We start from the raw sequence: 19,067 nt of genomic DNA, 5'->3' as shown, positions 1-19,067 counted from the left end.
GCAGAGCCGCTAAGGATGGTGGCGGGCGCCGGCCGGCCCCGGTGCCGACCTGCGGCTACCGAGTTCACCGACGCTGGAGCAGCCCACGTTTGACCATGAAGGCTCGCAACGTCTCGGCGTCCTCGGCGGACATCAAGCAGCGTGGGATCACGGTAGCCGGCATCCGCCCGACGTACACGATCCAGAACTCAGGTGTGTCCCGCACCTGGGCGACCCCGTCCCAGGCGATGCCGCCGGACTCCGAGCCGCTGCGCATCATGATGTTGTCGTCGGTGATGTCGTAGGCGCCCTCGACAGCGTAGCGACCGGAGCGGCGCCGGGCGCGCGACCGCACCCACGGCGGATACAGCATCGACAGCAGGCCACCCACGACCATCACCATGCACAGCGGCGAGACCCGGTCGCCCCACGCGAACCCCCGCGAGACGGCGAACCCGATCGCCCCCACCGCCGCCAGCACCGCGCCGATATAGCCGAACATGCGCAGCCGGACACTGCTGAGCGCCGCGGCCACGCGGCCCGGGTAGGTGGGATCGGCTGGGACGTCAAAACGGATGTGCACGCCAGAACGATAGTGCTCCGACCTGACCCCGGGCAGCGCCGGACCTGCCGCCGAGGCGGTCAGGTCGTTGGATGGGCAGGTAGACGAGCCGGTCCGGGGCGGCGATCGGTTCGGGCGGCGGAGCGAGTGGCGTCAATTCGTCGACCAACGCAAGATCATGCTCAGCCGAGGTTCAGTTCCTCCGGCGTCGGGCTGAGCCCGTCCCGCCCGGGGCCGGCGCCGACCGCGTCCGCGGCGCCGTCGGGCTGGGGAGCGACGGCCTCGAGTACCGGCCGCAGGGCCGCGATGGCATGCCGGCGGTGCTCGTCGAGCATGTGCAGGGCCTGCTCGACGTCGCCGGCCTTCACCGCGGCGACCAGGCTCCGGTGCTCGGCCTCGACGAGCGCCCGGTTGTGCGGCTCGGTGTAGTAGACGGAGCGGTACACCTCGGTGGCGTCCCACAGCAGCCGAATGATCCGGACCAGCCGCGGCAGGCCACATGCCTCGATGAGCGAGAAGTGGAACCGCCGGTTGGCCTGCGTCATGGCGACCACGTCCACCACCTCCGCCGCGGCCTGCACCTCGCGCTCGGCCTCCTCGAGCCGCTGGACGTCCTCGGTGGTCATCTGTGGGACGGCCACCCGTACGGCCTCGGCCTCGAGGATCTCGCGAATGCGGTAGACCTCGAGCAGGTCCGCCAGCGAGAGCCGGGTGACGAAGTATCCCCGGTGAGCCACGTAGGTGACCTGGCCCTCGCCCTCGAGGATCTTCAGGGCCTCGCGCAGCGGGACCCGGCTCACTCCGAGTTCGAGCGCCAGGGCGTCCTGGACGATCTGTTCGCCGGGGCGCAGCCGGCCGGTGGCGATGAACCGACGCAGCTCGGCGAGCACCGCCTCCTGGGCGGTCGGCGGCTTCTGGAACGGGCTCACGTCAGCTCCTCGTCGTGGTCCAGCCAGGCGAGGACCTCCTCCTCGTCAGCGCCGAGACCCGGCGGACGTCGACGGTAGCCGACGGGGGTGGCGGAGAAGCGCAACGGGTTCGCGACCTGGGCGGAGCCGTCGACGCCGACGATCGGCTCCAGCCCCAGGGAGGCCGCCAGCGCCATTCCCTGGCCCACGTCGTTGACCGGCCCGCTGGGTACGCCCGCTCTGGTCAAAGTGGTGAACCAATCGTCGGCGGTGCGGGTGCGTAGCACCTGACCGAGCAGCGCCCGCAACTCCTCGCGGTGGTTCACCCGCCGGCCGTTGCTGACGAAGCGCGGATCGTCGGCTAGTTCGGCCAGTCCCAGGCAGTCGCACAGCGCGCGGAACTGACGGTCGTTGCCGGCTGTGATGATGAGCAGGCGGTCCGCGGTCTGGAACTCCTCGTAGGGGCAGATGCTGGGATGCCGGATGCCCATGCCGTGTGAGAGGTCGCCGGTCAGGGCGTAACTGGCGCCGAAGTTGACCAGGCCCGAGAGCATCGAGGCAAGCAGGTTGAGCGTGACGTGCTGCCCGAGTCCGGTGGCGTTCCGGTGCTGCAGGGCGGCGAGGATACCGATGGCGGCGTGCAGGCCGGTGAGGACGTCGGCGGTTGCGATGCCGGTCTTGGTCGGGGTGGCCGCGTCCGGGCCGGTCAGGCTCATCAGGCCCGAGACCGCCTGTACGACGAGGTCGTAGCCCGGTAGGTCCCGGCCCGCGCCGGAGCCGAAGCCGGTGATCGAGCAGTGGACGAGGCGTGGGTTGAGCTCGCTCAGCGTCGCGTGGTCGAAGCCAAGCCGGTCGAGGCTGCCGGCGCGGAAGTTCTCAATGAGCACGTCGGCCCGGCGGACGAGGCTCAGGCCGCGGCGGCGGCCCTCGGGGAGGGCGAGGTCGAGCACGATGCTCCGCTTGTTGCGGTTGATGGACTGGAAATAGGTGCTCTGCCCGTCCGCCGTCCACGGCGGTCCCCAGTGGCGGGTGTCATCGCCCCACGGGGCCTCCACCTTGATGACGGTGGCGCCGAGATCGGCGAGGAGCATCGTTGCGTAGGGTCCGGCCAGCACGCGGCTGAAGTCGGCGATGACGATACCGTCCAACGGCCCTGGCGCAGTCACCGCGCCAGCCTACCGAATACTGGATCCAATCTGACACCTCTCGCCTGCCGCCGGCCTTGAGTCTGTACCGCAACGTATGCGCTGTATACAATCCTCCGGCGAGGAGGGTCCGCCAAGCCGTGAACAGCACCCCGGCCACCACCCGACTGCACCGCGGCACTCGGGAGTACCGCCAGACCAGCGCTGTGCTGTTCGCCGCCGGGTTCATGGCGTTCTCGCTGCTCTACGTGGTGCAGGGCACGCTGCCCGCGGTCAGCGCCGGATTCGGCGTCTCGCCGGCGACGGCCAGCCTCACGCTGTCCTTCACCACCCTGCCGCTCGCGGTCGCCGTCGTGGTCGCCGCGTCGTGGTCGGAAGGGATGGGCCGGCGGTCACTGCTCGTCGGCGCGCTTCTCGGCGCTGCGGTGCTCACCGTGGGGGCCGCAGCCAGTCCCACCTTCGGCATCCTGCTCGTGCTGCGCATCCTGACCGGGCTCGTGCTCGCCGGGCTTCCGGCGGTGGCCATGGCCTATGTCGCCGAAGAGTTCCACCCGTCGGGTCTCGGCACCGCCATGGGCCTCTACATCAGTGGCACCGGCTTGGGCGGCATGGCCGGCCGCCTCGCCGGCGGGCTGCTCGCCAGCGCGCTGTCCTGGCGTCTGGCGCTCGCCATGGTCGGCGGCAGCTGCCTGCTCGGTGGGATCTGGGTGGCACTGCGCCTGCCGTCGTCGCGCAACTTCGTTCCGGTCCCCGGCGGCCTGCGTTCACGCATCGCCGCGCTACGTGAGCCGCTGGGCGATTGGGTGATCATCCGCCTTGCCGGCTGCGGCTTCGTGCTCATGGGAAGCCTCGTCTCCTACTTCAACTACCTGCAGTACCGGCTCTCCGACGCGCCTTTCCGCCTGCCGCCGTCGGTGGTGGCGCTCGTCTTCGCCGTCTACGTCTTCGGCACCGTCAGCGCCAACTGGATGGGCCGGCTCACCGACCGGCACGGCCGGCGCAGTGTGCTCTACCTGGGCCTCGCCATCATGGCCGCCGGTGCGCTCGCCAGCCTTTCCGGATCGCTCCCACTCGTGCTCGCGGGTACGGCGGCCCTCGTCTTCGGCTTCTTCGGCTCGCACTCTGTCACCAGCGGCTGGGTCAACGCGTGGGCGACGAGGCAGCGCGCCCAGGCTTCCGGCCTCTACCTCTTCGGCTACCACCTCGGGTCGAGCGTGGCCGGGTTCATCGGCGGGCTGTTCTTCGGTGTCTACGGCTGGTCCGGCGAAGTCGGTACGGTCATCATTCTGCTGGCAGGTGGCGTCGTGGCTGCCCTGCGTCTGCCGAACCAAGCCGGGTCACGGGAGGAACCAGATGCGTCCTGACGAGATCGCCTCCGCTCTGCGCCGCGCTTTCCGCGAGCGCGCCATCGCGCCAGGGCAGGCGCTCAATCAGGACGAGTTGGCTCGCCGCTACGGCGTGAGCCGGATCCCGCTGCGGGAGGCGCTGCGCACCCTCGTCGGCGAGGGTCTGATCATCATGCGGCCCGGCCTCGGGGCGGTGGTCACCGAGCTCGACGCCGGCGAGGTCCAGGAACTCCACGGCCTGCGACTGCAGCTCGAGCCGCCACTGGCGGCGGACGTCGTCGAGCACCTCGGCAGGCGCGACATCGACGACCTCGCCCGGCTCGTCGGGGCGATGCGGATCCTCGACGCCGAGCAGTCCGAGGAGTGGTCCAGCCTCAACTACCGCTTCCATCGCCGACTGTACGAGCTGTCCGGTCGGCGGCACGCCGTGCGTCTCGTCGTGCAGGTCCTCAACCTCGTCGAGCCGTACGCACGGGTCCACGCCCATGTGCTCGGCTCACGCCCGCAGATGCAGCAGGAGCGGGTCGACATGGTGCAGGCGCTCCGCGACGCCGACGCCGGCCGCGTCCGGGAGCTCATCGAGCAGAGCATCCGCACCGCGCGCGAAGAACTCGTGGCGTCGATGGGGTCGTTGCCGATGCGGGATGGTTCGGACGTCTGAGGACCCGTTTCGCGGCGTCCGGCGCTTCTTCGGATCCAATATTCAAAGCCTTGCCTTGTGGTGCAGGTCACTGTATACAGTGCTTGGCCCCCATAGCTTTTATCCGGATGAGGTGTTCGCCGTGAGGTCGAAGAAAGTCGTCATAACCGCGTTCGTGGCAGTCTCCTCCCTCGCCCTCACCGCCTGCGGTTCCAAGGGCGAGGACACGTCCGGGGGCGCCGGTGACAGCGGTACGCTCACCATCGGTGCCTCCCTGTCGCTCACCGGCAAGCTGGCCCGCGAGGGCCAACTCACCAAGGAGGGCTACCAGCTCTGCCAGGACAAGGTGAACGGTCAGGGCGGGGTCGACGTCGGCGGTAAGAAGCTCAAGCTCGACATCCAGTACCAGGACGACACGTCCAAACCGGACACCGCCGCCCAGCTCGTCGACCAGTTCAACGACAAGGGCGTCAAGCTGATCCTCAGCTCCTACGGCTCGGCCAACACCGAGGCCCAGGCGGCGGTGGTCGAGCGCAACGGGCAGGTCATGGTCGACTCCGCCGGCGCCGACAACAAGATCTTCAGCAAGGGCTACAAGCGGACCTTCGCCGTGCTGTCGCCCGCGACGGAGTACGCGTCGTCCATCGTCAAGGCGATCGCGGAGTTGGCCCAGCCCGTGCCGAAGACGGTGGTCTTCCTCTCCGCCGACGACGGCTTCTCCAAGACGGTCACCGAGGGCGGTATGAAGACCGCCCAGGAAAAGGGCTTCACCGTCCTCAGCCCGCAGTACTTCCCCAACGGTGCCTCCGACGTCAGCTCCTCCCTGACCAAGGTCAAGGGTCAGAAGCCCGACGTGATCATCGGGTCCGTCCACCTGGTGGAGGGCATCGCGATCGTCAAGCAGTCCAAGGAACTCGGGGTCATCCCGGCCGGGTTCGGCGAGACCGTCGCCCCGCCCACGCCCGACTTCGCCAAGACCCTGGGCCCCGCCGCCGAGAACGTCCTGGGCTCGAGCCAGTGGACCACCGCCACCAAGGGCGAGGACAAGTACTTCGGCACGGCCCAGAAGTACGCCGAGGACATCAATGCCAAGTTCGGCCACGACCCGGACTACCACGACGCCGAGGCCAGCGCCGCCTGCCTCGCGCTCGTCATGGCCGCCGAGAAGGCCGGCGACACCAGCCCGGACAAGATCCGTGACGCCTTGGCGGGGCTGGACACCCAGTCGTTCTTCGGGCAGATCAAGTTCGACTCCACCGGCCAGAACATCTACAAGCCGATGGCCGTCATCCAGGTCCAGAACGGCAAGGCCGTGACCGTGTGGCCCACCGACTCCGCCGAGGCCAAGCTCATCTGGCCCGGTACCAAGCCGTGAATGCCTTTTTCCAGGCCACCCTCTACGGGCTTTTGCAGGGCGGTCTGCTGGCCCTGATCGCGGTCGGGTTCTCCCTCGTGTGGGGGGTGATGAACGTCGTCAACCTGGCGCACGGCTCATTCGTGATCCTCGGCGCCTACATCGGCTGGCAGCTCAACGCCGGGCTCGGGCTCGACCCGTTCCTCGGCATGTTCGTCGCGGCGGCGGTCCTCTTCGCGATCGGCTACGTCCTGCAGCGATGGCTGATCAACCTGGTGGTCAACGGCCCGATCTTCATCACGCTGCTGCTGACGTTCGGGCTGGACCTGCTGATCGTGCAGGGTATGAACATCGCCTTCTCCGCCAACTACCGCAGCATCCAGACCTCGTACGCCGGAGACAGCCTTTCGCTCGGTGCCGTGCGGGTGCCGTTGGGTCGGCTGTTCGCCTTCCTCGTGGCCGTCGCGGTGACACTGGTACTGGTGGCGCTGGTCAACCGTACGCGGACCGGCATGTCCATCATGGCGACCGGCATGGACCGCGGGGCGGCCCGCCTCATGGGCATCCGAGCCAGGCACGTCTACGCGCTCACCTTCGGCATCGCCGCCGCCCTGGCCGGCATGGCCGGCACCATGGTCGGCACGGTCGGCACGTTCAACCCCGCCACTGCCGGCGGATTCACCCTGCTGTCCTTCGTCATCGCCGTACTCGGTGGTCTGGGCAACATGTACGGCGCGCTCGTGGGCGGCCTCGTCATCGGGCTGGTCGAAGCCTGGGCCGGCCAGTACCTGCCCGGAACCTGGGTGAACGCGCTGGCGTTCCTCGTTCTCGTCATCGTGCTCATCTTCCGGCCCTCGGGTCTGGTTGGACGTGCCTACTACGCGGCCCGGCTGGAGGTGTGATGACGACCCAGATCAGGACCGAGGCCGAGGCGAGCGCCCCGGACAGGGCCGCCACGACACCACGCTGGCGCCCGCTCGTGCCGTGGGCGTTGGGGCTGCTGCTCCTGCTCGCCGCGCTCGGGCTGCAGAGCCAGCTGTACACCGGGCAGGAGCGCACCGTCTCGGCGATCTTCATGTTCGTGGCGCTGGCCCAGGCGTGGAACCTGATCGGCGGGCTCGCGGGATACGCGTCGTTCGGCCAGGTGGTCTTCTTCGGCATCGGCGGTTACTTCACCGCTGTCGCGATGAGCCACTGGCACTTCAGCTTCTGGCTGTCGCTGGCGCTCAGCGGCATCGCCGCAGCGCTGTTCGGCGCGCTGATCGGGGTACCGCTGCTGCGCCTGAGGGGGCACTACTTCGCCATCGCCACCCTCGGCGTGGCGGAGGGGATGCGGGAAGTTGTCACCAACCTGCCGGACCTCACCGGCGGCGGTGCGGGCATCACGCTGCCCACGGTGGGCAACCAGGCGACCACCCCGTACCTGGGTAATGACGGGTTCTACCTGCTGTTCCTCGGTCTGGCGGCGTTGGCTGTCCTGGTCAACGGTCTGGTTGCCGGCAACAAGTTCGGCTTCGCGCTCAAGGCGATCCACCAGGACGAGGACGCTGCCGCGGCGATGGGCATCAACACCACCCGTGCCAAGGTGGCCACCTTCGCCCTGTCCGGCTTCCTCACCGGGCTGGTGGGCGCGACCTACGCGTTCCAGCAGGTGACGATCTTCCCCGAGCGCCTCTTCGACGTCGACATCACCGTCCTCATGGTGGTGATGGTGGTCATCGGCGGCAGTGGCACCGTCCTCGGCCCGCTGCTCGGCGCGGTGGCGCTGCAGTTCCTGTCCGAGTACCTGCGCCAGAACTACACGAGCGTCCACACCTTCCTGCTGGGCGCGATCATCATCCTCGCCGTGGTGCTGCTGCCACAGGGGGCGGTCAACTACCTGCGCGAAGCCCGACGAACCGGGCAGTACTCACTGCTGGCGAACGTCCGGAGGTACCGCCTGTGAGCCTCACACCCGCGACCCCCGTCCTGCAGACCGAGGGCCTGGGCCGCCGATTCGGGGGGCTGCACGCCGTCTCGAACGTCTCGTTCAACGTCCCGCAGGGACAGACACTGGGCGTGATCGGTCCCAACGGCGCCGGCAAGAGCACGTTCATCAACCTGGTCACCGGTCACCTCAAGCCCACCTCCGGCCGGGTGCTGATCGACGGCAGGGACCTTACCGGAGCCCGGCCGTGGGTGATCGCACATGCGGGCGTCGCCCGCACGTTCCAGATCGTCAAGCCGTTCCGTGGCATGACGGTGCGCGACAACGTCGCGGTCGGCATCCTCTACGGCCCGCACGGGACACGACAAATGTCCCGGGCCCGCACCGACGCCGAGGAGGTGCTCGGCGAGGTGGGCATCGCCCACCTCGCGGAACGCGCCCCCGGTGAGCTCTCGGTCGCCGATGCCCGCCGGCTGGAGTTCGCCAAGGCGCTCGCGCTGCGCCCACGGCTGCTCCTGCTCGACGAGGTGATGGCGGGCCTGCGGTCCAGCGAGATCGAGCCCAGCCTCGAACTCATCAGGAAGCTCAAGGCGCGGGGCATCACGATCATCGTCGTCGAGCACGTCATGCGGGCGATCCTCGCGATCAGCGACCACGTACTCGTCCTGCACGAGGGAAAGGTGCTGACCTCAGGCGAACCGCGCGAGGTGCTGTCCGACCCGCGCGTGGTGGAGGCCTACCTCGGCCACCGCTACGCGCAACGTCGCGGAGGAGGTGCCTGATGCTCGAGGTCAGGAACTTGAGCGCGGGCTACGGCCGCGTGCAGGTGCTGTGGGATGTCGACCTGCAGGTACGGGAGCGGGAGATTGTGGCGCTGGTCGGTCCGAACGGTGCCGGCAAGACCACCCTCCTGCGGGCGCTGTCCGGAATGGCGGAGATTCGCGAGGGGGCGGTGGAGTTCCGGGGCAGGTCGCTGCGCGACCTGTCCATCGAGCAGATCGTCGACCTCGGGATCGCACACGTCCCGGAGGGGCGGCGGCTGTTCCCCGGGCTGACGGTGCGCGCCAACCTCAAACTCGGCGGCTGGCGCACCAGGAGCACCGACCTGGACCGGGTGCTCGAACTGTTCCCCCAGCTCGCGGACCGCCTGGAGCAGGTGGCCGGGAGCATGTCGGGAGGCGAGCAGCAGATGTGCGCGATAGCGCGCGGCCTGATGAGCCAGCCCGAGCTGATGATGATCGACGAACTGTCGCTCGGGCTCGCCCCCATGGTGGTCGACGAGATCATCGCCCGACTGCCGGACATCGCCTCGGCCGGCACGTCGGTCCTGCTCGTCGAGCAGGACGTCGACGCCGCGCTCACCGTCGCCGAGCGCGCCTACGTCCTCGAGACCGGGCGCGTCGCGCTGTCCGGCAAGGCCGGCGAGCTGCTCGCCGACGAGCGGATCCAGGAGAGTTACCTGGGCATCGCCTGAGGACCTCAGCGGTCGATCCCCGGTGGCCGCGGATCCCGCTTCCCGCCGCACCACCGGCTGGCGGGGAGCGCGCCCGTCGCGGTGCGGTTACCCGCCTCGTCGCGCACCTGCGCCTTGACGCCATCCCTGCCCGCCCTGGCCGTCACCGTGAGCCGCTGGGCCCCGAACATCGGTGCGACCAGCCGGTCGCGCCGCCGCTCAAGCAGGTAGACCCAGTGCCAGAGCGGCGGCAGCCCGTCCCCGGCGGGGCCGTTGTCGCGCCGTCGTCCGAACTCCGGCCGTCCGGGCCGGGGCACCTCGGGGTGCTGGCCCACCGCCGGGATGGCCGCATGGCCGCCTCCCGGCCGGAAACGGTGACCGGCGGCAGCATCGAGCGCACCGGGCCGACGGGGGAGTCCACCTCGCGCCAGCGGTCTCGGGCCAGCGGTGGGTGCTCGCGGGTGTCCTCTCGGTCGCGCGGACGGGTCAGAACCAGCGCCGCAGGATGTCCGCGGCACCGGACCAGGTGATGGCGGACGGGTCCACGTCAGCACCGGCGAGGCAGTCGCCGACCTTGGCGGCGAGCTCGGCGGCCGTGGGAGGGCGCTCCGGTGAGCCCGGCGGCAGCTGGAGGTGCCCGCGCAAAACCTCTCCACCGACCTGGACCTCTGCCTCGAACTCGCCGGCGAGCAGCCAGTCACCGCCCTCGGACAGCTCGACCTCGACAAGGTCGATGAGGCGCCGGGCCTCGGGGCGGCGCACCGCCTCGTCGGTGAAGCTGGCGAACCCCTGGCGCGCGTCGAGCAGGGCCGTCGCGACGGCGTATTCGATGCTGAACTTGGCCTGCAGGCCGGTCTGCGGTCGATGGTGGATCAGCGGCGCGACGGTTACCCGGGGCGTGCGCAGTACAACCCTGCTCACGGCGGCCGGGTCGATCCCTCCGCTGGTCAGCTCCGCCAGCGCGCTGATCGGACGCTGCAGGGCGTAGCAGCAGGGGAACAGCTTGATCGCCAGACCTCCCGGCACCGCGGCGCCACCGAGGTGCGGCCCTCCTGAACTGCCACCGACGAGCCGGAACCACTGGCTGAGAGCGGCGGCGTCGGCAGTGGCGCCGCCGGCAGCCAGCCGTGCCGCCCGGACGCCGGCCTCGACGGCGAACCCGACCTGCAGCGACTTGGCGTCGGTACCGAACGCGTGCTGGACGCCACCCGCCGCCGGGACGGCCAGGGCCATGGCCGTGGCGAGCTGCTCGGCCTCGAGGCCCAAGGCGATGCCGGCAGCGACCGCGGCGGCCGGGGCACCTGCGGTACAGGTCGCGTGCCAGCCTGCGGAGTAGTGCGGCCAACCGAGGGCCATGCCCAACCTGGCCATTACCCCGGCTCCCGCCAGGTACGCGCGCGCTCCGCCGCCGCAGGCGAGAGTCGCCGGCACGCACACCGCGCTGACGTGGGTCGTGGACGCCATGTGCAGGTCGTCGAAGTCGAGGACGTGAGCGGCGGCCGACCAGCGCGCGGAGTCGGGCAGGTCCGCGGCGAGGCGGGTCACAGGGTGTTCGCGGGCGGCGACCGCCACCGCGACGGTGTCGAGCAGCGCGCGATCGGCCAGGGCGAGGTCGTCGGGCGTCGGCGCGAGGTCCGCGGCCCAGTCCGCCAGTACATGGGCGAGGGAAGCCAACCGTCTGCTCCTCGTGAAGGGGCCGTCGGGGCCGATCTGTCCGCGAATCCCCTGATCGGCAGAGTCGTGCCGCCCCGCCGGGCTGTTGTCGATGTCGAGCCGCACGCCGTCTTCGCCACCCGGTCATCGCGGAGGCGGAGTCTGCTTGCGGAGGTGGGATCAACGGCCGGCCCGAGTGGGGTCGGCACCTTCAACATACCGTCTGCCGGCTCACGTGGAACCGGCGCGCGATGTCGTCGGCGGGCAGTGCGACATGCGTGGGGAACTCCTGAGCCCGCAACTGTCCCCACATCCGCCGGAGGGCCGGCTCCGACCTGCCTGGGGCCCGCGCTTGTTCCTCCTGTCCCGCCGAGGCGCCGTTGGCGCGCCCGCCTACTGTAAATGGCCGTACATGAAGCGCGCCGGACCGAGCCTTCGCCGACGAACAGGAGGTCGGGCTTCGCCGCCAGCGAGATCATGACAGGCTGGCGTGCGCCGCGCGCCGACAAGCTCCGCCGGGTCGTCTCAAGGCCACGCCGAGACAGGACGTCCGGTCGGTCCCGGGCAGCATCAGCCGATCCGACGAGATCGCCGGAGTCGATGAGCGCCGTGATATCCGCACGGTAGTGCGGCGAGAGCGCCGCCCGGGACGCTGCCGCCAACTGATGCCTGCGGAAGGGTCTGCGATGCGTGCCCGGAACATGTCGGCCCCACTCGCGTCACTGGTCAGCCATGGTGACCATGGCCTCGGCCCTGGTGGCCGTCACACCGCTCTCCGCGGCGGCGGCACCGCCCGGAAAGGGCGAGGTGGGGGAAGCGGCAGCCCGGTCGGCCGCGGTAGCCGCCGGTCACCGGGTGGAGGCCACCGCTCTGCGTACCGACCGGCAACAGGTCTTCGCCAACCCCGACGGCACCTTCACCCTGCAGCAGTTCGTCGTCCCGGTGCGGGTCCGCCGCGGGACCGGCTGGGTGCCGGTTGACACCAACTTGCGGCCCACCTCGTCCGCCATGGTGGCTCCAGGCGCCACCACATTGGACGTGGCCTTCTCCGCCGGTGGCACCTTCCCCCTGGTAAGCCTGCGGCGGCGTTCGGCCTGAACTTCGGCGATCCAGCCGGCGACCATGGCCGGGTCGACCCCCGGACCACCGGCCGCCTCCAGTGGCCGAACGCGACGTGCGCGTCGTCATGGCCAGGACCGACGACGATATCCCCTGGCACAACGAGACGTTGCGCGACGCGCTGCGATCCGCCGTGGCCACACTCGCGGAAGCGACTGACACGCCGACGCCGTGGCCAGCCTCACCGGGCCGGCCACGACATGGCGCAGCTTCAGCGGCCGTGCGCGGCGACCGCCGAGCTGCTGGGAAGCCGGGTCAGCCGGCCCTGCGGCGAATCCGCCATAGGGCGCAGCCGGCCAGGAGCAGGGCCAGGAGGATGTACGCCGACAGCTCGATCCACTGGAACGGCCAGTAGCGGCTGCCGGGCTGGTATGTGTACGAGAAATGCAGGTTCTGCCGCTCCATGCACTCCATGTCCTTGCCGAAGTCGCCGGCGCCGGTCATGCACTGGCGGGCCTGGGTTCCGGTGTAGGGCGTGCCGTCCGCGTTGTACACCCTGCTCTCCGACTGCATCGGCCACGTGCCCGGCATGACGTAGCCGTGGACGCTGGCCCCGGTGTCGGGGTTGATGCCGAAACCCCTGGCGTGTTGCATGGCGTCGGCGGTGAACCGCACGGTGGTGGTGACCGGCGGCAGGATGTGGGAGCGGATCGCCGTGGGCACCACGATCTGCAGGACGGCGAACACGCCGAGGGTGATCGCCATGGCCGGCACCGTGCGGCGCACCAGGAGCCCGGCGAGCACGCCGAGGACGAACGCGAACGCGGCGTAGCCCAGCGGGGCCACGTTGCGTGCGGCGAAGCTCATCGCGGCGAACCGGTCGCCGACCCACTGGTCGTAGCGGCTCGCGTTCCACGTGAGCAGCAGGCTCAACGCCGCGGTGACCGCCACGGCCGCGGCGCCGACCAGCACCAGCTTCACCGCGAGCCACCGGCCGCGGGTGACGCTCTGGTTCCACACCAGCAGGTCGGTCCTGGTCTCCAGCTCCCGGGCCACCAGCGGCGCACCCCAGAAGGCGCCGACGAGTCCCGGCAGGGCGAGCAGCAGCAGGCCGAGTAGCGAGACCGGTGCGACGTAGCGGTCGGTGAACAGCCGCCGGGTGTTGTCGCAGTCGCTCGGCACGCAGTTGACCACGTCGACGGTGTAGTCGTGCCGGATCCGGACGCCGAGGTAGACCAGGTAGGCCGCGAGCACTGCCAGCCCGATCGCCGCGACGAGGAGCTGCGTGCGCAGTTGCCGCCAGGTGAGCCAGATCATCGCTGCGCCTCCATCGCCATCATGTACGCCAGGCCGACGTCCTCCAGGTCCGCGCGCTCGGCGCCGGGGACCGGCTCCGTCGAGCGGACGATCGCCGTGCTGCCCGCGACCGTGCGCTCGGTGTGCACGACCCGCGCCGTGACCGGCAGCCGCCCGTCGAGACCGCCGCCGTCCACCCGCAGCCGGTGGTGCACCGACAGCAGCTCGGTGACGTCACCGGCGACCTGCACCCGCCCGCCGGCCAGCACGACCAGGTGGCCGCAGACCTGGGACAGGTCGCTGAGCAGGTGCGAGGACAGCACGACGCTCACCCCGAGTTCGTCGACGAACGACAGCAGGTCGCGCATGAACGCCCGGCGCGCGATGGGGTCCAGCGACGCCACCGGCTCGTCGAGGATCAGCAGCTCGCCGCGCTTGGCCGCGGCGACGGTCAGGGCCAGTTGGGCGCGCTGGCCGCCGGAGAGCCGGCCCGCCTTCTGCGCCGGGTCCAGATCTAACCGCTCGATGCGCCGCCGCGCCAGCGCCTGGTCCCAGCGCGGGTTCAGCCGCGCGCCGAGCGTCAGGTGCTCGGCGACCGACAGACCCGGGTAGACTGGCGCGTCCTGCGCGACGAAGCCGACCCGCGCCAACTGCGCGGCGCTACCGGCCGGCGGCGCGCCGAGCACCTCGATGCGGCCCTCGCTGGGCGCGATGAGCCCGCAGGTCAGCGACAGCAGCGTGGACTTGCCGGCCCCGTTGGGCCCGACCAGGCCCACGATCTGTCCCGCCGGCACCCGGATGGTGCACTCGGACAGGGCGGTTTTTCTGCCGTACCGTTTGCTCAGCTGTTCCGTCTCGATGACGGCTGTCATGGATGCTCTCCCGTCTGGTGAGGTCGACGACAGGTGTAGCCGGCGAGCGGTCACAGCCCGGTCCGCGCGACTGTGACCGGGCTGTGACCGCGCCACGGCTAGGCTCGGCGGGGTGAGAGTGCTGGTGGTCGAGGACCAGAGGCAGCTCGCCGACTCGGTTGCCCGGGTGCTGCGGCGGGAGGGCATGGCCGTCGACGTCGCCTACGACGGCGCGGCGGCGCTGGAGCGCACGGACGTCATCGACTACGACGTCGTCGTGCTCGACCGGGACCTGCCCGCCGTCCACGGCGACGAGGTGTGCCGCGCGCTCGTCGCCCGGGAGTCGCCCAGCAGGGTGCTCATGCTGACCGCCTCGGGCACCGTCGCCCAGCGGGTCGAGGGGCTCGGCCTGGGCGCCGACGACTACCTGCCAAAGCCGTTCGCCTACGCGGAGCTGGTCGCCCGGATCCGGGCCGTCGGCCGCCGCACCCACCCGGCCGTACCGCCCGTGCTCATCCACGGCGACCTGCGGCTGGACCCGGCGCAGCGGGTCGCCATCCGGGCCGGCGCGCGGCTGCCGCTGCGCCCGAAGGAGTTCGCCGTGCTGGAGTACCTGTTGGCCGGCCGGGGCCGGGTCGTGTCGGCCGAGGAGCTGCTCGACCGGGTCTGGGACGAGGCCGCCGACCCGTTCACCACCACGGTGAAGGCCACCATCAACCGGCTACGGGCAAAGCTCGGCGACCCGCCGCTCATCGAGACCGTCGCTCGCGCCGGCTACCGGATCTGAGCGCCGTGCGCCCCACGAACCGGCTGCGGTGGCGGCTGACGCTGCTGTACAGCCTCGTAACCCTCATCTCCGGCGCCGTGCTGCTGATCCTCGTCGCCAGCCTGGCCCGCACCCTGCCGTCCGACCGGACGATCGCGCTGCCCGGCATCCCGGTGGCGCCGCCGGCACCGCCGGCGCCCGCACCCGGCCGGGACGCGGTGCACACCGGCCCCCTCCCCGACCCCGGCGTCTTCGACGACGCCTTTCCCGACAAGGTGCTCATCGTGCCCGGCGCCGCGCTGCTGCTCATGGTGCCGCTGTCGCTCGGATTCGGCTGGCTGATCGCCGGGCGGATGCTGCGCCCGATCCGCACGATGACCGGTTCGCTGCAGCGGATCTCCGGCCGCAACGTCCACGAACGGCTCGCGCTGGCCGGCCCCCGCGACGAGTTCAAGGACCTCGCCGACACCATCGACGGACTGCTCGGGCGGCTCGAGGTCGCCCTCGACGGGCACAAGCGGTTCGTCGCCAACGCCGCCCATGAACTGCGCACGCCGCTCACCGTGGAGCATGCCCTCTTGGAGGAGTCGCTCATCGACCCCGGCGCCACGGTGGAGTCGTACCGCGCCAACTTCGAGCAGCTGCTGGCGGTCAACCGGCACCGGGGCGAGCTGCTGGAGTCGCTGCTGACGCTCGCCGGCAGCGAGTCGGCCCGCGACGAGGGCGAGCCGGTCCACCTCGACGAGGTGGTCACCGCGGCGCTGGCCGAGCGGTCCGCTGAGCTCGAGCCGCACGACCTGCGGGTCGAGGCTGTGATCCGCCCGACCACGATCCTCGGCGACCGGATGCTGCTGGCCCGGCTCGTGGCGAACCTGCTCGACAACGCCATCCACTACAACGAGCCCGGCGGCACCGTCGAGGTGAGCGTCCGCGCCATCGACGGCCACGCCCGCCTCATCGTGGCCAACACCGGCGCCCTCGTGCCGGCCGAGCAGGTCGACCGGCTCTTCGAGCCGTTCCAGCGCCTGCACCGCGTCGCCGACGACGGCCACCACGGCCTTGGCCTGTCCATCGTGCGCGCCATCGCGCTCGCGCACGCCGCCCACCTCACCGCGCAGGCCCACCCCGGCGGCGGCCTGCGCGTCGAGGTCCTGTTCCTGCTCGACCTGGACGGGCCGACGGCCGCCAGCGTCCGGCGCCCCGGAGTCATCGGCCGGCCGCTATGACCCGCGTCATTGGGCCTCCGAGCGGCCATGACGGTCGACCCCGCCGCGTGACGTGCGGAGTGCGGCGGATCCGGTCGCCGAGCAGGTCGGTGCCGCTTGGAGAATATGTGCTCGGCAAGGCTCACTTCTCGGTGAGTGGTCGGTCAGGGCAGAATCTCGACGTAACCGTCGCTTCCGTGCACGCGGATCCGCTTCCCATCGGGAATCAGCCGGGTGGCATCTACCACACCGACGACAGCCGGCAGGCCGTACTCCCGTGCGATCACCGCGCCGTGCGTCATCAATCCGCCGACCTCCGTCACCAGGCCCGTGATGGCGACGAAGAGGGGCGTCCAGCTCGGGTCCGTGTGGGCCGTGACGAGAATGTCACCCGGTTCGAGATCAGCCTGGGCCATGTCCAGGATGACGCGGGCGCGCCCTTCGATGGTCCCGGCGGAGACCGGTAGGCCGATCAGGGCGCCGATCGGCACGTCGTCGCGTCGGTACGCCCCGGCGATGGCTTCGCCATCCGATGTCAGCACCCGGGGCGGCGTGAGCGCGTGGTACGACCGGAACGCGTCCTTGCGCTGCTGGATCAGCTTGTCATCCACCTGCTTCGAGCGCACAACGTCGTGGAGCTCCTGGAACGTGAGGTAGAAGATGTCCTCCCGCTCGGGGAGCACGTTGGCCCGCACGAGGCGCTCGGCCTCTTCTAGCAGGGCCTGCTTGTAGACGAAGTAGCGGCTGACGATGCCGTACTTCGGGTACTCCCGGTAGCCGATGAAGGTCCGGACCCGGTCGATCATCCGCTTGGTCTCGCCGGCCTTCTGCTCCCCGTCCGGCAGGGCCCGCAGGCGCTCGAGCACCTCCTGCGCCTTCTTCTGCGCCTCCTGCCGTCCTTGCTCGAAGCGCCGCCTGGCGGCGCCCGGCTCGAAGTTCCTGACGTTGTCGAGGATCACGGGCACGAGGGTGGTGGGGCGCTCGCGCCAACGCGGCCTCGTGATGTCGATCTCGCCGACGCAGCGCATGCCGTACCGGTCGAGGTAGGCCTCGATGGCGTCCCGCGCTTCGGTCCCGCCCGCGAACTTCGGCAGCTCGTCCAGGAAGCCGTCGTCCGCCACGCCCTGCAGTAACGCCACCACCTCCGGATGCGGGCGGATCACGTCAGCGACGTCGAGCAGCGCCAGTCCCATCTCCGACGTGACGTTGCCGGGGGCGGACAGCGTGAGCGTGTCGGCCGCGTTCTTCTCACCCAGCCACTCCCGCAGCCGGTCGTTGAGCCACCAGGTGGCCTCCATCCCCGCCATGATCGCCTGGATGCTCAGCGGATCACTGAGGACCCGCTTGTGCTCCTGGAATGCCTCCAGCAGGAAGTCGAACAACGCCGGTCCGGTCTTCGTCCGGATGTCGCGCCGCAGGGCGGCGATGGATGCCTGGCTGCGCTCGATCAGCTCGGTGACGATGGCCGGATCGGTCTCGATCGGAGCGGACGCGCCGCCGACCGGCGGCCCGCCGGGACCGCCGTCCGGGAGCGCCGGGATGAGGTCGCCGCGGTCGAGGACGGTCTCCAGCGCGTCCCTGGTCAGCGGATCGGACCTCCCCGCCATCTCCAAGAGGCCGGCGCGGCCTGCCGGTGCGGCCAGACGCATGGTGACGTCGACGAACAGCCGCCCGCCGGCCTCGTGCATCGGCGCCATGGCCGTCAGCTGCCACACCGAGACCCCCAGTGGCTTCATGGGGTCGGTCATCATCTGCTGATGACCGACGGAGAGGTAGACGTGTTTCTCCCGGTCGCGGGCCGCGGGGATGGGGAACAGCGTGGTGATTGGCCGGCTCTGCACGATCTGGAAGTCATCGTCGACCAGGCACCATTCGATGTCCTGCGGGCGGCCGAAGTGCGCGTCGATCCGCCGCCCGAGCTGCACGAGCCGCACGACCTGCGCATCCGTCAGCGCCGGCTGCTCCTGCCGCTGCGGGTCGATCGCCACGTCCTGCGTCCCGCCGGTCGGCAGGGCGTGAACGGCACGCTGTTTGGCGGCGACCGCCTCGGCGACGATCGCGCCGTCGCGCACCTTGAAGACGTCCGGGTTCACCAGCCCGGAAGCCAGGGCCTCGCCGAGGCCGAAGCTGGCCTCCACGGTGGCGACCTTCCGGTTGCCCGTGACGGGGTCGGCTGTGAACAGGATGCCGGCCGCCTCCGGGAACACCATCTGCTGCACGACCACGGCCATGTGGACCTTCCGGTGGTCGAAGCCGTTCCGCAGGCGGTAGGTCACGGCCCGCTCGGTGAACAGCGACGCCCAGCACCGGCTGACGTGCTGGAGGATCGCCGCCGGCCCCACGACGTTCAGGTACGTGTCCTGCTGGCCCGCGAAGGAGGCCGTCGGCATGTCCTCTGCGGTCGCGCTGGATCGCACGGCGTGGGCGGCCTGCTCGCCGAGTTGGGCGAGCGCGCGGGTGATCGCTGCCGCCAGATCGCCCGGGATGGCAATCCCTTCGATGGTCCGGCGGATCTCCGCGCTGAGCGTGCGGATCGCCTCCCGGTCATCCGGGTTCAGCCGCGACAGTTGATCGAGCCGATCGTCGATCGACGTCGCTTCCGCCATGATCCGCCGGAAGGCGGCCGTCGTCACGCAAAACCCGGCCGGCACGCGGATGCCGTCGATCCGCGTCAGCCCGCCCAGGTGCGCGGCCTTGCCGCCAACGACCGCGACCTGCGTCTCGTCAACATCTTGAAGATCCAACACGTACGGCTCGATCACTGCGACACCTCCGACGCAGCCGTGCTCCCTCGCACTGCACCGGCCGATCGAATCACCGGCGTCTTGAGCTGTGTCGCTTCTGTCGGGCACGTCCTCATGTCTGGTTGGCTTCCCTCTGTCGGATCAGCTGGCCGCTGCGCCCGGTCGGGCGGAGCGCACAC

General features: G+C 70.5%; 18 protein-coding genes. 10 read left to right on the top strand and 8 right to left on the bottom strand.

The annotated features are described in order from the left end of the window. Positions 1–64 precede the first annotated feature (64 nt). From ACL02O_RS13370 to ACL02O_RS13360, 3 genes are all read right to left on the bottom strand, one after another. A complete protein-coding gene (locus ACL02O_RS13370) occupies positions 65–562 on the bottom strand; it encodes a YcxB family protein (RefSeq protein WP_412818366.1) in 498 nt (165 codons plus the stop codon). A 161-nt stretch (positions 563–723) separates the two neighbouring features. Continuing rightward, a complete protein-coding gene (locus ACL02O_RS13365) occupies positions 724–1,470 on the bottom strand; it encodes a GntR family transcriptional regulator (RefSeq protein ID WP_412818365.1) in 747 nt (248 codons plus the stop codon). Next, positions 1,467–2,615 (bottom strand): CaiB/BaiF CoA transferase family protein, encoded by a 1,149-nt coding sequence (locus ACL02O_RS13360; protein WP_412818364.1) that lies wholly within the window; start codon positions 2,613–2,615, stop codon positions 1,467–1,469. The genes ACL02O_RS13365 and ACL02O_RS13360 overlap by 4 nt, the downstream gene beginning before the upstream one ends. Positions 2,616–2,734: 119 nt before the next feature. Here ACL02O_RS13360 and ACL02O_RS13355 point away from each other — a divergent pair, with 119 nt between their 5' ends. The 7 genes from ACL02O_RS13355 (at position 2,735) to ACL02O_RS13325 (ending at position 9,335) form a co-directional block, all read left to right on the top strand. Beyond that, the gene (locus tag ACL02O_RS13355; protein WP_412818363.1) at positions 2,735–3,958 is read left to right on the top strand and encodes an MFS transporter; all 1,224 of its coding nucleotides are present in this window, start codon (positions 2,735–2,737) and stop codon (positions 3,956–3,958) included. Beyond that, entirely contained in the window at positions 3,948–4,601 is a 654-nt protein-coding gene (locus ACL02O_RS13350; protein ID WP_412818362.1) for a GntR family transcriptional regulator, read from the top strand. The genes ACL02O_RS13355 and ACL02O_RS13350 overlap by 11 nt, the downstream gene beginning before the upstream one ends. Before the next feature lie 154 nt (positions 4,602–4,755). Continuing rightward, positions 4,756–5,955, top strand: a complete 1,200-nt coding sequence (locus ACL02O_RS13345) for an amino acid ABC transporter substrate-binding protein (RefSeq protein WP_412818361.1) — start codon at positions 4,756–4,758, stop codon at positions 5,953–5,955. Then, positions 5,952–6,836 (top strand): branched-chain amino acid ABC transporter permease, encoded by an 885-nt coding sequence (locus ACL02O_RS13340; RefSeq protein WP_412818360.1) that lies wholly within the window; start codon positions 5,952–5,954, stop codon positions 6,834–6,836. Before ACL02O_RS13345 ends, ACL02O_RS13340 begins: the two co-directional genes overlap by 4 nt. Beyond that, the gene (locus tag ACL02O_RS13335) at positions 6,836–7,879 is read left to right on the top strand and encodes a branched-chain amino acid ABC transporter permease (protein WP_412818359.1); all 1,044 of its coding nucleotides are present in this window, start codon (positions 6,836–6,838) and stop codon (positions 7,877–7,879) included. The genes ACL02O_RS13340 and ACL02O_RS13335 overlap by 1 nt, the downstream gene beginning before the upstream one ends. After that, positions 7,876–8,643: an ABC transporter ATP-binding protein gene (locus ACL02O_RS13330; RefSeq protein ID WP_412818358.1), complete on the top strand. Its 768-nt coding sequence runs from the start codon at positions 7,876–7,878 to the stop codon at positions 8,641–8,643. Before ACL02O_RS13335 ends, ACL02O_RS13330 begins: the two co-directional genes overlap by 4 nt. Then, positions 8,643–9,335 carry an ABC transporter ATP-binding protein gene (locus ACL02O_RS13325; RefSeq protein WP_412818357.1) on the top strand — a complete coding sequence of 231 codons (693 nt, stop codon included), beginning with the start codon at positions 8,643–8,645 and terminating at the stop codon, positions 9,333–9,335. The genes ACL02O_RS13330 and ACL02O_RS13325 overlap by 1 nt, the downstream gene beginning before the upstream one ends. A gap of 5 nt (positions 9,336–9,340) precedes the next feature. On the opposite strand, the gene ACL02O_RS13320 is transcribed toward ACL02O_RS13325, so the two are convergent. Both ACL02O_RS13320 and ACL02O_RS13315 read right to left on the bottom strand, forming a co-directional pair. Further along, on the bottom strand, positions 9,341–9,649 hold the full coding sequence (locus tag ACL02O_RS13320; RefSeq protein WP_412818356.1) for a hypothetical protein: 309 nt from the start codon (positions 9,647–9,649) through the stop codon (positions 9,341–9,343). Positions 9,650–9,800: 151 nt separating this feature from the next. Beyond that, a complete protein-coding gene (locus ACL02O_RS13315) occupies positions 9,801–10,988 on the bottom strand; it encodes an MmgE/PrpD family protein (protein ID WP_412818355.1) in 1,188 nt (395 codons plus the stop codon). 720 nt (positions 10,989–11,708) lie between these two features. Between ACL02O_RS13315 and ACL02O_RS13310 the strand changes: the two genes are divergently transcribed. Further along, positions 11,709–12,065: a hypothetical protein gene (locus ACL02O_RS13310; RefSeq protein WP_412818354.1), complete on the top strand. Its 357-nt coding sequence runs from the start codon at positions 11,709–11,711 to the stop codon at positions 12,063–12,065. Positions 12,066–12,341: 276 nt separating this feature from the next. Here the strand turns inward: ACL02O_RS13310 and ACL02O_RS13305 are convergent, their stop codons facing one another. Together ACL02O_RS13305 and ACL02O_RS13300 are read right to left on the bottom strand one after the other, a co-directional pair. Beyond that, positions 12,342–13,343, bottom strand: coding sequence for an ABC transporter permease subunit (locus ACL02O_RS13305; protein WP_412818353.1), 1,002 nt, complete (start codon positions 13,341–13,343; stop codon positions 12,342–12,344). Then, positions 13,340–14,194: an ABC transporter ATP-binding protein gene (locus tag ACL02O_RS13300; RefSeq protein WP_412818352.1), complete on the bottom strand. Its 855-nt coding sequence runs from the start codon at positions 14,192–14,194 to the stop codon at positions 13,340–13,342. The genes ACL02O_RS13305 and ACL02O_RS13300 overlap by 4 nt, the downstream gene beginning before the upstream one ends. Before the next feature lie 112 nt (positions 14,195–14,306). Between ACL02O_RS13300 and ACL02O_RS13295 the strand changes: the two genes are divergently transcribed. Both ACL02O_RS13295 and ACL02O_RS13290 read left to right on the top strand, forming a co-directional pair. Beyond that, positions 14,307–14,960, top strand: a complete 654-nt coding sequence (locus ACL02O_RS13295; RefSeq protein ID WP_412818351.1) for a response regulator transcription factor — start codon at positions 14,307–14,309, stop codon at positions 14,958–14,960. Positions 14,961–14,965: 5 nt separating this feature from the next. Then, positions 14,966–16,165 (top strand): sensor histidine kinase, encoded by a 1,200-nt coding sequence (locus ACL02O_RS13290; RefSeq protein WP_412818350.1) that lies wholly within the window; start codon positions 14,966–14,968, stop codon positions 16,163–16,165. Between the two features lie 143 nt (positions 16,166–16,308). Here ACL02O_RS13290 and rph read toward each other — a convergent pair whose 3' ends face one another. Beyond that, positions 16,309–18,906, bottom strand: a complete 2,598-nt coding sequence (gene rph, locus ACL02O_RS13285) for a rifamycin-inactivating phosphotransferase (RefSeq protein WP_412818349.1) — start codon at positions 18,904–18,906, stop codon at positions 16,309–16,311. Between the last annotated feature and the right edge of the window lie 161 nt (positions 18,907–19,067).

Source organism: Micromonospora mangrovicola (assembly GCF_047200535.1).
Taxonomy (GTDB): domain Bacteria; phylum Actinomycetota; class Actinomycetes; order Mycobacteriales; family Micromonosporaceae; genus Micromonospora.
Note: the sequence above shows the minus strand (reverse complement) of the source record. Positions and strands in the feature narration are given on the sequence as shown.

What these genes read in the sequence shown, in the direction of transcription:
- ACL02O_RS13335 (WP_412818359.1), top strand. Translation starts at nt 6,836, where the DNA reads ATGACGACCCAGATCAGGACCGAGGCCGAGGCGAGCGCCCCGGACAGG.
- ACL02O_RS13350 (WP_412818362.1), top strand. Translation starts at nt 3,948, where the DNA reads ATGCGTCCTGACGAGATCGCCTCCGCTCTGCGCCGCGCTTTCCGCGAG.
- ACL02O_RS13325 (WP_412818357.1), top strand. Translation starts at nt 8,643, where the DNA reads ATGCTCGAGGTCAGGAACTTGAGCGCGGGCTACGGCCGCGTGCAGGTG.
- ACL02O_RS13310 (WP_412818354.1), top strand. Translation starts at nt 11,709, where the DNA reads ATGGCCTCGGCCCTGGTGGCCGTCACACCGCTCTCCGCGGCGGCGGCA.
- ACL02O_RS13300 (WP_412818352.1), bottom strand. Translation starts at nt 14,194, where the DNA reads ATGACAGCCGTCATCGAGACGGAACAGCTGAGCAAACGGTACGGCAGA.
- ACL02O_RS13305 (WP_412818353.1), bottom strand. Translation starts at nt 13,343, where the DNA reads ATGATCTGGCTCACCTGGCGGCAACTGCGCACGCAGCTCCTCGTCGCG.